The 15011-nt window shown below is 67.1% G+C and carries 18 protein-coding genes; 6 read left to right on the forward strand and 12 right to left on the reverse strand.

The genetic code is table 11. The annotated features are described in order from the left end of the window. The first annotated feature begins 18 nt into the window (after positions 1–18). Complete coding sequence (locus RIA72_RS14305) at positions 19–939, forward strand: SMP-30/gluconolactonase/LRE family protein (RefSeq protein ID WP_350032730.1); 921 nt, start codon at positions 19–21, stop codon at positions 937–939. 10 nt (positions 940–949) lie between these two features. Next, positions 950–1639, forward strand: coding sequence for a VIT1/CCC1 transporter family protein (locus RIA72_RS14310; RefSeq protein ID WP_350032731.1), 690 nt, complete (start codon positions 950–952; stop codon positions 1637–1639). 40 nt (positions 1640–1679) lie between these two features. Here the strand turns inward: RIA72_RS14310 and RIA72_RS14315 are convergent, their stop codons facing one another. After that, the gene (locus tag RIA72_RS14315) at positions 1680–2069 is read right to left on the reverse strand and encodes a DUF488 domain-containing protein (RefSeq protein WP_350032732.1); all 390 of its coding nucleotides are present in this window, start codon (positions 2067–2069) and stop codon (positions 1680–1682) included. A 57-nt stretch (positions 2070–2126) separates the two neighbouring features. On the opposite strand from RIA72_RS14315, the gene RIA72_RS14320 reads away from it, so the two are divergent. Both RIA72_RS14320 and RIA72_RS14325 read left to right on the forward strand, forming a co-directional pair. Further along, positions 2127–3233, forward strand: a complete 1107-nt coding sequence (locus tag RIA72_RS14320; protein ID WP_350032733.1) for a DUF2855 family protein — start codon at positions 2127–2129, stop codon at positions 3231–3233. 44 nt (positions 3234–3277) lie between these two features. Continuing rightward, positions 3278–3928: an HAD-IA family hydrolase gene (locus tag RIA72_RS14325; protein ID WP_350032734.1), complete on the forward strand. Its 651-nt coding sequence runs from the start codon at positions 3278–3280 to the stop codon at positions 3926–3928. Between the two features lie 82 nt (positions 3929–4010). Here RIA72_RS14325 and RIA72_RS14330 read toward each other — a convergent pair whose 3' ends face one another. The 11 genes from RIA72_RS14330 to RIA72_RS14385 all read right to left on the reverse strand — a co-directional run bounded on the left by RIA72_RS14330 (position 4011) and on the right by RIA72_RS14385 (position 11393). After that, complete coding sequence (locus RIA72_RS14330; RefSeq protein ID WP_350032735.1) at positions 4011–4787, reverse strand: alpha/beta hydrolase; 777 nt, start codon at positions 4785–4787, stop codon at positions 4011–4013. A 126-nt stretch (positions 4788–4913) separates the two neighbouring features. Next, positions 4914–5405: a VOC family protein gene (locus RIA72_RS14335; RefSeq protein ID WP_350032736.1), complete on the reverse strand. Its 492-nt coding sequence runs from the start codon at positions 5403–5405 to the stop codon at positions 4914–4916. Between the two features lie 40 nt (positions 5406–5445). After that, positions 5446–6249, reverse strand: a complete 804-nt coding sequence (locus RIA72_RS14340; RefSeq protein ID WP_350032737.1) for a VOC family protein — start codon at positions 6247–6249, stop codon at positions 5446–5448. A 2-nt stretch (positions 6250–6251) separates the two neighbouring features. Beyond that, positions 6252–6926: a glutathione S-transferase family protein gene (locus tag RIA72_RS14345; protein ID WP_350032738.1), complete on the reverse strand. Its 675-nt coding sequence runs from the start codon at positions 6924–6926 to the stop codon at positions 6252–6254. Positions 6927–7088: 162 nt separating this feature from the next. Next, complete coding sequence (locus tag RIA72_RS17490) at positions 7089–7811, reverse strand: DUF1428 domain-containing protein (RefSeq protein WP_502957960.1); 723 nt, start codon at positions 7809–7811, stop codon at positions 7089–7091. Between the two features lie 30 nt (positions 7812–7841). Next, the gene (locus tag RIA72_RS14360) at positions 7842–8513 is read right to left on the reverse strand and encodes a glutathione S-transferase family protein (RefSeq protein ID WP_350032739.1); all 672 of its coding nucleotides are present in this window, start codon (positions 8511–8513) and stop codon (positions 7842–7844) included. A 32-nt stretch (positions 8514–8545) separates the two neighbouring features. Further along, the gene (locus RIA72_RS14365; protein WP_350032740.1) at positions 8546–9505 is read right to left on the reverse strand and encodes an alpha/beta fold hydrolase; all 960 of its coding nucleotides are present in this window, start codon (positions 9503–9505) and stop codon (positions 8546–8548) included. A gap of 33 nt (positions 9506–9538) precedes the next feature. After that, on the reverse strand, positions 9539–9757 hold the full coding sequence (locus RIA72_RS14370; protein WP_350032741.1) for a DUF4287 domain-containing protein: 219 nt from the start codon (positions 9755–9757) through the stop codon (positions 9539–9541). Further along, complete coding sequence (locus RIA72_RS14375) at positions 9754–10167, reverse strand: DoxX family protein (protein ID WP_350032742.1); 414 nt, start codon at positions 10165–10167, stop codon at positions 9754–9756. The genes RIA72_RS14370 and RIA72_RS14375 overlap by 4 nt, the downstream gene beginning before the upstream one ends. Before the next feature lie 26 nt (positions 10168–10193). Next, positions 10194–10628, reverse strand: coding sequence for a VOC family protein (locus RIA72_RS14380; protein WP_350032743.1), 435 nt, complete (start codon positions 10626–10628; stop codon positions 10194–10196). 63 nt (positions 10629–10691) lie between these two features. Beyond that, the gene (locus RIA72_RS14385) at positions 10692–11393 is read right to left on the reverse strand and encodes a TetR/AcrR family transcriptional regulator (RefSeq protein WP_350032744.1); all 702 of its coding nucleotides are present in this window, start codon (positions 11391–11393) and stop codon (positions 10692–10694) included. Between the two features lie 184 nt (positions 11394–11577). On the opposite strand from RIA72_RS14385, the gene RIA72_RS14390 reads away from it, so the two are divergent. Both RIA72_RS14390 and RIA72_RS14395 read left to right on the forward strand, forming a co-directional pair. Continuing rightward, entirely contained in the window at positions 11578–13086 is a 1509-nt protein-coding gene (locus RIA72_RS14390; protein WP_350032745.1) for a YifB family Mg chelatase-like AAA ATPase, read from the forward strand. Between the two features lie 156 nt (positions 13087–13242). Then, positions 13243–14997 carry a GGDEF domain-containing protein gene (locus tag RIA72_RS14395; RefSeq protein WP_350032746.1) on the forward strand — a complete coding sequence of 585 codons (1755 nt, stop codon included), beginning with the start codon at positions 13243–13245 and terminating at the stop codon, positions 14995–14997. Positions 14998–15011: the final 14 nt, after the last annotated feature.

Below are 15011 nucleotides of genomic sequence, written 5' to 3' on the forward strand. Positions count from 1 at the left end.
AAGAGCAAGGGAGAGGATATGGCCGAATTTGAACTGATCGCCGACGGATTGCGCTTTCCCGAGGCACCGGTCGTGATGGACGACGGCAGCGTCATCGTCACCGAAATCGCCGAAGGGCGCATCACGCGCTGCTGGCCGGGCGGCAAGAAGGAGGTCGTCGCGGCGCCCGGCGGCGGCCCCAACGGCCTCGCGATCGGTCCCGACGGCAAGCTTTATTGCTGCAACAATGGCGGGTTCAATTATGTCGAATCGAACGGCTATCTGGCGCCCCACGGCATCGCCGACGATTATTCGGGCGGACGGATCGAGCGGATCGACATGGAAACGGGCGCGGTCGAAATCCTATACGAATCGGGCGACCATGGCGTCACGCTGCGCGGCCCGAACGACCTGATGTTCGATGGTCATGGCGGCTTCTGGTTCACCGATCATGGCAAGGTCGATTATGCCAAGCGCTGTCACGACATCGTCGGCATCTTCTACGCCAAAGCCGACGGCAGTTTCATCGAGGAGGTCATCTTCCCGAGCCATAACCCCAATGGCATCGGCCTCTCTCCCGACGGGAGCAAGCTCTATGCTGCGGAGACCTATACCTGCCGTCTGACCCAGTTCAACATCGTCGCGCCGGGCAAGGTCGACGACAGCGCGGGGCCGGGCGGCCCCGGCATCCCGCTCTATCGTCCCGCGGGCTATAAATTCTTCGACAGCCTGGCGATGGAAGCAAACGGCAATATCGCCGTCGCAACGATCGGCGAGTGCGGGATCAGCGTCGTGTCGCCGCAGGGCGAGCTGGTCGAGTTCGTCGCGACCGACGATATCTTCACCACCAACATCGCCTTTGGCGGGCCCGACCGGCAGGATGCCTATATCACGCTGTCGGGGACGGGACGGCTGGTGAAAACGCGCTGGGCGCGGCCGGGGCTGCAACTGCCATATTGAGGGAGCCGCGATGCACGAGGAAACCCACGCGGTCACGCGGATCGGCTGGCTGCGCGCGGCCATCCTTGGCGCCAACGACGGGATCGTGTCGACGGCCAGCCTGATCGCGGGCGTCGCCGCAGCGGGCGCGTCGGAGGCATCGATCCTGATCACCGGCAGCGCGGGCCTTGTCGCGGGGGCGATGTCGATGGCGGCGGGCGAATATGTGTCGGTGAGTTCGCAGGGCGATGCGGAAAAAGCCGACGTCGAGCTTGAAAAGCGCCACCTCGCCGCCGACCCCGCGTTCGAGTTGGAGGAATTGACACAGATTTACCAGGCGCGCGGGCTCGATCGCGCGCTTGCCGAAAAGGTCGCGGCGCAGCTGACCGCGCATGACGCGCTCGACACGCATCTGCGCGACGAACTGGGCATGACCGAGATGATGGCGGCGCGGCCGGTACAGGCGGCGGCCGCTTCGGCAGCAAGCTTTTCGGTCGGCGCCGCGCTCCCGCTTGCGACGGTTCTGGTCGATCGGGGCGACAGCCTGCCCTTCACCGTCGCGGCGGCGTCGCTCGTCTTTCTCGCGATTCTGGGCGCGCTCGGCGCCTGGGCGGGCAATGCGCCCATGCTGCGCCCCGTCGTGCGCGTGACCTTCTGGGGTGCCTTGGCGATGGCGGCGACAATCGCGATCGGCTCGCTGCTCGGAACGACGGTGGGTTGATCGGCCTATTTCGTCATCCCGGCGAAGGCCGGGATGACGATCAAAGAGAGCCCCGCTCCAGCCATTCGCGGAGCGCCACCGCATTGTTCCGTTTTTCGTCCTTCGCGGCATAAAGCAAGGTCACCGGGCCCGCCCGCGCCGCCGCATCGAGCGTGAAAAGCGCCGTCTTTACCTCTTCGCCGCCTGCATCGAGCTCGGCGAAATAGTCGCGGCGGAACATATCCCACGCCACGTCCGAAGCGGCGGTTTCGCCGTGGAACTGCTTGCGCAGGCGATCGCTCGGCGCCAATGGCTTGAGCCACGCGGCAAGCGCCGCCTTCTCCTTCGATACGCCGCGCGGCCACAGCCGGTCGACGAGGAAGCGCGCGCCGTCATCGGGACCAGCCGGTTCGTGGATGCGTTTGACCGCGATTGTCAGGGACGGCGCCATCTGTATGACTATCGGCCATCCCGCGGCCGCGGGCAAGCCAATCGGAGGGGTCCGAACATGAGCAGAGCCGGCTGGGCGATCGACATCGATCGCAACGATATCACACAAGCCGAATTGGTCGCCGAAACCGCCGCGCCGCTTGCCCCCGGCCAGGTCCGCGTCGGCCTCGACAGCTTTGCGATGACCGCGAACAACATCACCTATGCCGTGTTCGGCCAGCCCGCGGGGCTGTTTGGCGACAATCAGGGTTATTGGGACTTTTTCTCCGAACCGGGCGCGCCGGGGCGGCTGCCCGTGTGGGGTTTTGCGACCGTCGCGGAAAGCGCCGCCGAGGGCGTCGCACCGGGCGAGCGCTTCTACGGCTATTATCCGATGGCGGCCGAAGCGGTGCTGACCGTGGGCAAAGCGGGGCCGGGCGGCTTTACCGATGCCACGCCGCGGCGCACCACCCTGCCCCCCATCTACAACCAGTATCAGCGCGTCGAAACGCTGGAGGGCTATCGCGCAGCCGACCATGATTATTGGCCGATCTTTCGCCCGCTGTTCCTGACCGGCTGGCTGATCGCCGATCAGTTCGAGGATGAGGGCGATTATGGCGCGGACCAGATATTGATCGCGAGCGCGTCGAGCAAGACCGCCATCGGGCTCGGCTTTTCGATCGCGCGGCGCGAAGGGCCCCGGCCCGAAACCGTCGGAATGACGAGCAAGGCGCATGTCGCGGACCTCGGCACCCAGGGCATCTATGACCGCGTGATCGCCTATGACGACATTATGACGCTGAACGCCGGCGCGGCGACGGCGTTGGTCGACATGGCGGGCAATGGCGCCGTGATCCGCGCGGTCCACAGCCATTTCGGGGGCAATCTCAAGGCATCGATCGCGGTCGGCAAGTCGCATTGGAACGCCCATGGCGGCGAGGGAGCACTGCCGGGCCCCGATCGCCAGTGGTTCTTTGCCCCCGGCCGCAGTCAGAAGCGGATCGCCGACTGGGGCGCTGCCGCGTTCGGGCAGGAGGTGGCCGCGGCATGGCGCGCCTTCATGGACGTCGCCCCGCGGCTGACGTCGATCGACAGACGCCGCGGAGCGGAGGCGGCGCTGGCCGCCTATCGGGAAATGCTTTCGGGCCGCGCCGATCCCAAGGCCGGGATCGTCGTCGAACCCTGACCGCCGGAGTTGACGTTAACGTCAATCTGCGCTCTAGCCGCGGCATGTCCCAATACACGCATGTCATCTTCGACTTCGGCGGCGTCATCACCGCCTCGCCCTTCGAAGCCTTCAACCGGCTCGAAGAAGCGCGCGGGTTGCCGCGCGACTTCGTGCGCCGCGTCAATGCCGCCAACCCCGACACCAATGCCTGGGCCCGCTTTGAACGCGCCGAGATCGACGCCGCGGCGTTCGATGCGCTGTTCGCCGCCGAGGCAAAGGCGATGGGGCACCCCCTGGAGGGCGAAGCCGTGCTCGCGGTGCTCGCGGGCGCGGTGCGTCCCGCTATGGTCGCTGCGCTCGACACGCTGAAGGCAAAGGGCTTCGGCATCGCGTGCATCACCAACAATGTCCCCAGCGGCAAGGGCGCGGGGATGGCGCGGAGCGACGAACTGGCGGCCGAGGTCGCGGCGATCATGGCGCGCTTCGACCATGTGATCGAATCGAGCAGGGTCGGGGTGCGCAAGCCCGACCCGCGGATTTACGAAATGATGTGCGAGGCGCTCGGCGCCCGCCCCGCGAGCTGCATCTATCTCGACGACCTCGGCATCAACTGCAAACCCGCGAGCCAGCTGGGGATGCACGCGATCAAGGTGACGAGCGGCGAACAGGCGCTCGCCGACCTGTCGGCGGCGCTGGGGATAGAGCTGCCCTGACGATCGCCCGGTTCAGTCGCGCGATGACGGCGGCTTTGAGGCGGGAAGCGGTCATCGGCCCTGCGCGAAACGGCGAAGACCGTCAGTGGATCGTCACGAACCGCGCCATATCGTCGCGTGTCAGGTAACGCACATCGTCGAACGGGGTCGCGTTGGTCATCGCGTAAAAGGCGCGCGCCTTGGCCGCGTCCATGCCCATCTCGCGGTAAAGCCCCAGATATTCGGCGTGGACCGGGTCGTTTGCGGGATAGTCGTTCGCTTCGCGGCCATATTCGTCGGCCCAGCTGTGCACACCGAATTCGGCGTCGGGCGCCGCGCGGCGAGTTAAGCCCGCGAGCCACAGCTCGACCGCGCCCGACCGGATCGACCCGCCTGCGGGGACCACCGTTTCCATGCCGGCGCGGCGGATCGCGCGCGCCAGAATCAGATTGGCCTCTTCGTCAAGGCTGCCGGGGCAATCGATCATCTCGATCCGCTTCAGCCCCGGATGCGCGGCGAGCATCGCCGCGAACTGGCGCGGCGTCGCCGAGGTGACGTCGCCCGCCATGCGCACCGTCGCGCCATCGATCACCGAAAAAGGACCATATTTCGCCCGAGCATGACCGAGCGTGGCGAGCGCCGGAGCGGGCGCATAACGCCGCGAGGCGGCGAAGTCGGCATCCTCGGCCAGCGTCTCGTCACCCAGCAGCGCGGCGTCCTCGTCGATATAGCGGCCCCCGTCATCGCCTGCATCGTCATAGGTCCAGCTTATCGTCGTCGTGATCGTCATCACCTGCTGCGCCTGCGCCGGCGCAAAGGCCAGCACCGCTGCCAGCGCGGCGGCGATCAGTGTGCGAAAGAAGGGGATCGGCAAACCCATGCCGCCGCCTTCGCGCGGGCGCGATGATCAACCGGCAAACAGGCGTTGTCAGCGCGCCATTAACCCCGTTTCGGGACGCGCCGCGGTCTGGCGCGCCCGCAGAGCAGCCGGAGCGCAAGCGCAGCGTTACGCCGCGTCCCCCCGGATTGCCGCCTCAATCGCGGCAATGTCGATCTTTTTCATCGTCATCATCGCGTCAAACGCGCGCTTCGCCGCTGCCTTGTCGCTGCCCGTCGTCGCGTCGAGCAGGACGCGCGGGGTGATCTGCCAGCTTACGCCCCATTTGTCCTTGCACCATCCGCACACGCTTTCCTGGCCGCCATTGCCGGTGATCGCATTCCACAGCCGGTCGGTTTCTTCCTGCGTGTCGGTGTGGACGACGAACGAAAAGGCCTCGCTATGCTTGAAGATCGGCGGGCCGTTGAGGCCGAGGCATGGGGTGCCGAGCAGCGTGAACTCGACCGTCAGCACATCGCCTTCCTTGCCGCCGGGCGAGTCGCCCGGCGCCAGGTGAACCGCGTCGACATGGCTGTCGGCAAAGGTTTTCGCGTAAAAATTCGCCGCTTCCTCGGCGTCGCCTTCGTACCAGAGGCACATCGTCAGGGGGGGCCTTGCCATCGTCTCTCTCCTTGGTTCTTCTTGGGGGGATTCGTTGAAATCAGCCTTTGCGCGGGCCGACGAGGCCGAAAGCCGCACCCTGCGGGTCAACGCCGTTCGCCGAAAACTCGCCGCCGGGAATCTCGTGGGGGCCGCTCGCCACCCGGCCGCCGTTCGCCGTAACCGCGGCGACGGCGCGGTCGATGTCGTCGACGCCGATATAGAAGGTCCACGCCGGCACCGGATAGCCTTCCATCAGCGGCATCACCGCACCGATCATCGCGCCGCCGTGCTGCAGGAAGCGATATTGGCCGAGCGCGCCCATATCCATCGCGCCCTCCTGCCCCCAGCCGAAATGCTTTTGATAAAAGCCGATCGCGGCGTCGGGGTCGCTTGTCGCAAGCTCGTTCCAGCGGACATGCTGCGCCTCGGTTGTCGAAAAAACATCGGCAGGCGCGTCTCCCGCGCCTTCGGGCGGGATCGGGTTCATCACGTAAAAGGGCGCGCCCTGCGGATCGGCGAGCATCGCGATGCGCCCGACGGGCAGGTCGCTTGCCGACATGTGCACCGTTCCGCCGTCGGCGGTGATCGCCGCGATCGCGCCATCGACGTCGGGGGTATAGAGATAGCCGAGCCAGCCCGGCCGCGCTCCCCCCGCGATCATGTCGGCATCCAGCGCCAGCACGCCGCCCGCATGGCCGCCGTCTGAGCGGCCGATCAGCCGATAATCGACCCCGCCGGGGGCGCCCGCGTCGCCATGCGCCGCCACCGTCCAGCCGACGACGGCGCCGTAAAACCGCGCCGCGCCATCGGGATCGCTCGTCATCAGTTCGTACCAGATAAAGCTGCCGTGGGGATTGGTCATCGTCAGTTCCTTGCTTCAGCGGGTTCAGAGGGGGTGGCAGAGGCTTGCAGCGCCGCGAAACCCTCCGCGATCGTCACCGGCGCCTTGGGGCGCGCGTACATCGCGGCGAGCCAGGCGCGAAGCGCGGGCGCATCGTCCAGCAAGGCTTCCTCGCGCGCCCAGTCGAGCGTGAAGGCGGCGTTGAAATCGGCCACCGTCAGCCCCTCGCCGACCAGATGATCGCGCCCCTGCATATGCTGTTCGAGCACCGCGATCATGCGCGCGGCGTCACGCCTTGCCAGCACCACCTCGGCGGGCGACTGCTCTTCGGGGGCATAAATGAAATTGTGCAGCGCGATGCGCCACAGCGGCGCTTCGATCTCGGTCATCAGGAAGAACAGCCAGTGATACATCCGGCCGCGATCCTCGGGCGTGTCGGGGATCAGGCGGCCGCCCACGAAGCGATCGCCATATTTGTCGGCCAGGTAAAGCTGGATCGCCGCAGACTCGCTGATGACGGTATCGCCGTCGACCAGCACCGGCAATTTCGCCGCGGGGTTGAGGGCGAGAAACTGGGGCGTCCGTTGCTCGCCCGCGCCGAGGTCGATCGGGACGATCTCGTGCGGCAGGTCCAGTTCATTGAGCAGCCATATGGCGCGCAGCGCGCGGGTGGGGGGAGTGCCATAAAGTCTCATCATTTTCCGGGCCTTCCTTTCCAATCCTCCCTGTGGCGAAGCCATGGGGAGGGGGACCGTTCGCAAAGCGAATGGTGGAGGGGCCGCGACGTCGCGTCCTTGCCCCTCCGTCAGCGCTTCGCGCTGCCACCTCCCCATCGCTACGCGACAGGGAGGAGCCGAATGTTACGCCTCGACGATGGGAGCGAAGCCGCCGTAAATCATGCGCTTGGCGTCAAAGGGACGCTCCTCTTCGGGGCCGGGGTTCATCCGTTCGTCGGCCATCACTTTTTCCCAACCGCGGTCACGCGCGTCCTTGCTCGGCCATTCGACCCAGCTGAACACGACCGTCTCGCCATCCTTTTTATGCGCCGCGCGGGCATAGTCCGTGACCTCGCCGTCGGGCACATCGTCACCCCAATTTTCGACGACGCGCGTGGCGCCATGCTCGATGAAAACATCCGACGCCATTTTCGCCAACGCGCGATAGCGTTCCTTGTTGGCATCGGGCACGGGGGCAACAAAGCCATCGACATATCCCATCGCACCGGTGCCGCGATCGTCGAGGATCGACGCGAAACCGCCGACCAGCATCCGCTTGCCGTCGAACGGCATGGTGGCGCCCATTTCCTTCATCCGGGGATCGGACATGATCTTTTCGTTCGCCGCGTCGCGCGTCGCCCGGTCGGGATATTCGAACCAGCTGAACACGACGGTTTCGTCGGGTTTGGCCTGCACCGCGCCCTTGAAATCATTGACCTTGCCGTCGGGCACGTCGTCGCCCCACGCCTCGACCATGCGCGTTGCCCCGAATTCCCTGAACAGCGGCGCCGCGTCGGCAGCGTGCTGGCGATAGGCGTCCCTGTTGGCGGTCGGCACCGCGACCACAAATCCTTCCACATAAGTCATCGTTTCTCTCCTTCGGGGGGTAGGCTATTTTCAGGCGGGCGGGCCCGCCTCTTCGCCGAACGCGGCAAGCTGCGCGTCGAGCGCCCGCTGGAAGGCGGGCCGTGCAAGGCATCGGTCGAGATAGGCGGCGAGCCGCGGCTGTTCGGCGACCAGCCCTGCCTCGACCGCTTCGCGCAGCACCGTCGCCATCGCGATGTCGGCAACGCTGAACGCGCCCGTCAGATAGTCTTTATCGCCCATCGCGTCGTTCAGGCGGCCAAGCCGTCCGCGGATGAAGTCGATCAGGCCGGGACGGCGGAGCTTCGCCCACTCCTCGTCCTTGGCGAAAATATCGACATTGCCGAGTTCGAACAGCATCGGCTCGACGCTGTTATAGGCCGCGAACAGCCAGGCGAGCGTGTTGGCGCGGCCTTGCGCATCGCGCGGCATCAGCCGTTCGTCCTTTTCGGCAAGATGAAGCAGGATCGCGCCGCTCTCGAACAGGCGGATACCGCCATCGTTGAGCACGGGGACCTGTCCCCACGGCTGGAAGAGAAAATGATCGGCGGGACGATTGACCGCGCTGATCAGATGTTCGGCATAATCGAGCCCCATTTCCTCGCACGCCCAGCGCGGGCGCAGGTCGCGGACAAAGCCGCGCGCGAAATCGGGCACCCAGTCGAACGCGGTCAGCTCGAGGCGGCTGTCGGGATTGATCGGCATGGGGGAAGTCCTCTCGCTTCGCTTTTGAAGGATCAAAAAGACGGCGGCGGCGGCGCCTTGTCGTCGAGGAAGGGTACGACCATCGCGGCGATCGCGGGCGTTTCGGCCATGATCCCGATGTGCGAGGTCGCGGGCAGGATCGCGAGCCGTGCTCTCGGCGATTCGGTCAGGAAACCCTGCGTCGCCGCCGCGACGTCGCCGCCGCCGCGCAGCTTGAACAGCGCGATCGCATGGTCGAGCGTGACCCCGTCGGCGTCGCCGATGATCACCATTGTCTTGCCCGGGATCGCGCGGATCGCGGCGTCCGACCAGCCGAAGGGCGTCGCGTCGAGCGCCTTGATATTTTCGACCAGCACCGGGAATTTTTCGGGCGCGGGCGACAGGCGCTTATATTCGCTGTCGATCGGGCTCCCGGCAAAGACGTCGGGGGTCAGATGGGCGATACCGGCGAGCACTTCGGGATACCAGCCGTCGAGCCGCGAGGTCGCCGACAGGATCACCTGCTTGCCCACCCTGCCCGGATGCTTGATCGCGAGCGCCACCGCGGTCGAACCACCCATCGAATAGCCGAGCACATCGGCCTTTTCGACGCCCAGCTTATCGAGCACCGCGGCGGCATCGTCGGCCATACGGTCATAGCTCAGCGGGCCGTCGACCCCGCCCGATCGGCCGTGGCCGCGCGCGTCGATCGCGATCACGGGGCGCGACCCGGCGAACGGGGTGATCAGCGGCTTCATCGCATCGGCATTCATAAAGGCGCCGTGCAGGACGAGCAGCGGGGTACCGCCGACCTTGGGGTCGCCATAAAGCTGGTAATGGATGGCCGCACCGGCAACCTCCACATGGCCATGCGCGGACGCGTTGGCAGACGCCGCGGCAGCGGCGGGCGCTTCGGCGGACGCGGCCTGTGGTACCGCGGCGAAGGCCAGCGCCGCGATGATTTTGGCGAAGGCGACGCCCACGGCCAATGCGGAAAGGGGAGAATGGGTCATCATCGAACGATCCTCTTGTTCTAAGGACGGAGGTTAACTGCGTTTGCCTTTGATCCAGGCGACGATCGACATGGCGTGGCCATGCCCCAGGCCATAATCGGCCTTCAGCCAGTCGATCACCGCGCCCGCCTTGACACCGGGGGCGAGCCCCTTGTCGTCGGCAAGGCCTTTCTGGACCGCCTGCGCAGCGAGCGCATCGGGCGATTGGCCCGTTTTGGTCTGGATATTGTCGAGATAGGCTTGGAAGCTCATGCGCCTGCTCCTGCCCGCAGCGGGATAAGGGCGCGCAGGCGGGGATCGCGCAGCCAGAGGCCGCCCCACAACATCAGCCCCAGGTAGACGCCGAACAGGCTGTGGCTGAACAGCGGGTTGCCGACGCGAACCTGCGTCGCGATCGCGCCGCCGAGATAGGCGGTGATCAGGATCGCGCCGAGGATCGCGGTCCGCGGCCAGATGTACAGCAAGGTCGGAACCAGCAGCAGAATCGCGAGCAGGTACATTGTCCCGACTTCGAGCGGCCAGCCGAGGTTCGGCGGGCTGTATTTGATCGCGGTCTCGGGCGACACCAGCTTCAGCCCGGCGTCGAAGAGCAGGAAGAGGATCACAAGGCCGCTCAAAACGCGGCCGGCGATCACCTGGCCCGTGGGAATCATATCGGTCATCCTCTTCCTCCTCGTCCGGGTTCGGGTCAGGCGGCGACTTCGGCGGGGTCGCCGGTGGGAATCGCGGCGGGGTCCATCCACATCACTTCCCAGATATGGCCGTCGGGATCTTCGAAGCTGCGGCCGTACATGAAGCCGAAATCCTGCGTCGGGGTCGGGTCGGCCTTGCCGCCCGCCTTGACCGCCTTCTCGACCTGCCCATCGACATCGTCGCGGCTGTCCGCCGACACGCAGAGCAGGACCTGCGCGTGGGTGTGCGCGTCGGGGATCGCCTTCGAGGTGAAGCTCGCCCATTTTTCATGGCTGAGCAGCATGACGTGGATCGATCCTTCCTCGACGACCATGCACGCAGCGGTATCGTCGGTGAAGGCGGGGTTGTTCACCGCGCCGACCGCTTCGTAAAAGGCCTTCGAGCGGTCGAGGTCGGTGACCGGCAGGTTCACGAAAATCATCTGGGGCATCGTCTTTCTCCTTCGGGGGTGTCAGTCAGCGCGTGCCGCGCGCGGGGGCAATTACCTTCGGGGTCATGGCGCGCCGCGCGGTGCAAACAGCATGGCGACATAGCGCTTCAGATGGGTGACGCTTTCGCGTGCGATTGCCGGGTCGTTCGCCGATTTGGCGAGGATGAACGATCCTTGCAGCACCGCCTGGACGTGACGCGCGAGGCCGATGGCGCTGATGCCGTCGGGCGCGCCGTGGCGCGCGAACGCCGCCTCGATGTCGGGGACGAGCGCTTCGCAATAGGCATTGAGACTGGCCGCGCACGCTTCGCGGATCGCGTCGCTCGTCGCATAGGCCTCCTGCACCATCGTGCCGACGAAGCAGGTATAATCCTCGGTCGGGCCCTCAAGCATCGACAGGCGGAAATCGATATGGCCGAGCAGGCGATCGAGCGGATCGTCGAGCCTTGTATAGGGCGGCAGCTCGAACAGCGGCCGCGCGCGGTCGGTCCAGCCCTCGGCGGCGGCGACCGCCAGCGCCTCCTTCGATGCGAAATGGTGGAAAAAGGCGCCCTTCGTCACGCCCGCGGCGGCGCATATCTGATCGACGGTCGTTGCCGCATAACCCTGCTTGCGCACCAGCTGATGCGCCGCGGCGATCAGCGCGCTGCGCGCCGCACCGCGCGGCGCCCGCCCGCGCGGGGTGCCGCCGCCCGCCTGGGGGACGGTGCGGGCGGCGGCGTCGGGGAGCGCGGGAGAAGTCGAGGGCGGCTGATTCGTCGTCATGCGAATCTACATACCGACTGGTTGGTATGTTGTCAAATCAGCAACGCGCCTGCCGCTCCGCGCCACGCCGCCTTCGCCGCGACATCGGTTCGCCAACCGCCCGAAAAAGACTCGACCTTCCCGCCGCTTCGCTTAAAGAAGATGTCGGAACAAAGGGGGCACATCGTGCTGTTCCGGGGGAGCCATGGTCGCAATCGTCTCAACTGCCGCCTATCTCGGCATCGAGGCCCGCGGGGTCGAGGTGCAGTGCCAGATCACGCCGGGCGTCCCGCGTTTCGTCGTCGTCGGCCTGCCCGACAAGGCGGTCGGCGAAAGCCGCGAGCGCGTCCGCGCCGCGATCGCTGCGATCGGCCTGTCGCTCCCGCCCAAGGTCATCACGGTCAACCTGTCGCCCGCCGACCTGCCCAAGGAAGGGTCGCACTACGATCTGCCGATCGCGCTCGCGCTGCTGGGCGCCATGGGGGTGATCGATGCCGAGACGCTCGCCTCTTACGTGGTCGTCGGCGAGCTCGGGCTCGACGGCCGCGTCGCCGCGTCGCCGGGCGTGCTGCTCGCCGCGATCCATGCGGGCAGCATCGAACGGGGCCTCATCTGCCCCGCCGCGCAGGGGCCCGAGGCCGCGTGGGCGGGCAATGTCGAAGTGATCGGCGCGCCCGACCTGTTGTCGCTGCTCAACCATTTCAAGCGCCACGCGCTGCTGCCGCCGCCGGAGCCGGGCGAGATCGCAACCCCGGTGCGCGCCGCCGATCTGTCGCAGGTCAAGGGGCAGGAAACGGCCAAGCGCGCGCTGGAAATCGCGGCGGCGGGCGGGCACAATTTGCTTATGTCGGGACCGCCAGGGGCAGGCAAATCGCTGATGGCGGCCTGCTTGCCGGGCATATTGCCCGAACTGACACCTGCCGAGGCGCTCGAAGTGTCGATGATCGCGTCGGTCGCGGGACTGCTTGAGGGCGGGCGCCTCGTCCGCGCCCGCCCGTTTCGCAGCCCCCACCATTCGGCGTCGATGCCTGCGCTCGTCGGCGGGGGGCTGCGCGTGCGGCCGGGCGAGGTCAGCCTCGCGCATCTGGGCGTGCTGTTTCTCGACGAACTGCCCGAGTTTCAACGCGGCGTACTCGATTCGCTCCGCCAGCCGCTCGAAACGGGCGAAGTCAGCGTCGCGCGCGCCAACGCGCATGTCACCTTCCCCGCGCGCGTTCAGCTGGTCGCGGCGATGAACCCGTGCCGCTGCGGCCACCTTGGCGATCCGGCGCTTGCATGCAGCCGCGCGCCGCGCTGCGCCGCCGATTATCAGGCGAAGCTGTCGGGGCCTTTGCTCGACCGCATCGACCTGCACGTCGAGGTGCAGGCGGTGAGCGCCGCCGACCTCGTCCTGCCGCCGCCCGCCGAAGGCAGCGCCGAGGTCGCGGCGCGCGTCGCCGCGGCGCGCGATGCGCAGACGGCCCGTTATGCGGAACACAAGGCCCGCACCAATGCCGAAATCGACGGCGACCTGCTCGAAAGGGTCGCGACCCCCGACGAAGCGGGGCGGGGGCTACTGGCGCAAGCGGCCGAGGCGATGCGACTGTCGGCGCGCGGCTATACGCGGATCTTGCGCGTGGCGCGGACGATCGCCGACCTTGCCGGGGTCGAAACGGTCGGGCGCATCCATATCGCCGAGGCGCTGAGCTATCGCCGCCCGCCGCCGCGGAATTGAGGGCTCGCCGATGGACGCAATCGACTTCGACACGACGATCATCGAATGGCGCGGCCCGGCCCTTCCTCTTCGCCGCCGTTCCCGACGAGCATGTCGGCGGGATGCGCCATGCCGCATGGTAAAGATTTCCCAACGATTTGATGGGATAGCGCAGCGATGACTGCGGGAGGCTCTCTTCTGGTGACGCCGGGCGGTCGGCTCTGGCTTGGGCTGCTGTTCCTGCTCGCGGCGGTGCTGCCGGCACCGGCGACGGCGCGCGCGCTCGATGTCGACCGCGACTTCTGCCACGCGGTCAGCGCCACGTCGCTGAGCGATGCCGCGCTGCCCCGCCTGCACTTTTCCTGCGCCGGACCGCCGCACGATTATCAGCGGCGAAGCCTGTGGCTGCGCACCACGCTCGATCCCAAGGCGCCGCAAGGCCGATTGGCGCTCATGCTTCACAATTCGCGTTTCGACCGCCTTGCCGTCGGCTTTTCGCACACAGACGGGACGACGCATTGGCAACGCGTCCATGCCGGCGATTTCGGACCGCACTGGCGCGCCGGGGGACAGATAGTGTTCGAGGCCTCCGATCACCACAGTCCCGTGGTGGCTGTCACGCTGCGCTTGGACGGCCTCGCCGGGCACCGTTTCCTCCGCGCGCGCCTCCTCTCCGTCGAGGAGGCGGGAAAGCAGGCGGCCGGGATGGCGGCGGCGACGGGCGCCGCGCTGATGCTGCTGCTGGTGAGCGGCATTTACAGCCTGTCGCTCGCGATAGCGGTGCGCCGCCAATATCTCGCGTGGCAGGCGGCGTGGTCGGGGACCATGCTGCTGTGGGGTGCGCTCTGGTCGCAGGCGCATCTCATGTTCGTGCCGGGACTGGCCGGCGTCGTGACGGCGCAGATATGCACATTTCTGGCCTGTCTTGCCGTTGCCACCGCGACTGCGAGCGCCGTAACGGCGGTCGATCGCGCGCGGGGCGCTCGCGGGCTGGGGGTGGCCGCGCTGCTGCTCGGTTCGGGCGTCGGGGTCGCGGGCATTCCGCTGGCGCTGATGCGCAGCGGCGATCTTGGCCTGTTTGCCGACCTGCTGGGCGCGGCGATTCTGGCCGACCTGCTTGTTGTTGCCCTCTATCTCGGGCTCGCCTGGCGTCGCGGATCGGTCGAGGCACGCGATTTTCTGGGCGCATGGGGCATGCCGATGGCCGTGCTGGCGCTCGTCCAGGTCATCGATGTCGACGCCGGGCTTTGGGGTGGCGGATCGCAGCTTCTGATGCTGGTCGCCGCGACCTGGCAGGCGCTCTGGCTCGCGGCGGCGGCGACCCGCCGACTGGCGCAGTTGCGGGTCGAGCGCGACCATGCGCGCGATGGCGAGGCGCGCGCGCAGGCGCTCGCACGGCGCGATCCGCTGACCGGCCTGCCCAATCGCCGCGGCTTCATCGACAGCATAACGCCGCTGCTCGACCGCGCCCGCGCCGACAATCTGCCGGCCGCGCTGCTGCTGGTCGACATCGACCGGTTCAAGTCGGTCAATGACATCTATGGGCACGAGGCGGGCGACGCGGTTCTGTGTACGATCGGGCAGCGAATCGAGCGTTGGGAAGGGCCGATGTGCACCGTCGCGCGGATGGGCGGCGAAGAGTTCGGGCTGCTGACGATCGGGATGGACGGCATCATCCTCAGCCGCTTTGCCGAGAGCGTCCGGCGCGGTATCGCTGCCTGCGACCAGAGCGCGATTGTCGGCGACCGCGCGATCACGGCGAGTGTCGGGGTCGCCGAGGTGCATCCGGCCTGCGATTTCAAACAGCTCTATCGCATCGCCGACGAGGCGCTTTACGACGCCAAGCGCGGCGGCCGGAACCGGGTTGCGATCCAGCGGCATCGCGACGGGCCGTCCAATGCCCCCGATCGCGAGATCGCCCTGTTGAAATAGCGCCGACCCGGCGC

It is taken from the genome of Sphingopyxis sp. (genome assembly GCF_040216815.1).
GTDB lineage: Bacteria > Pseudomonadota > Alphaproteobacteria > Sphingomonadales > Sphingomonadaceae > Sphingopyxis.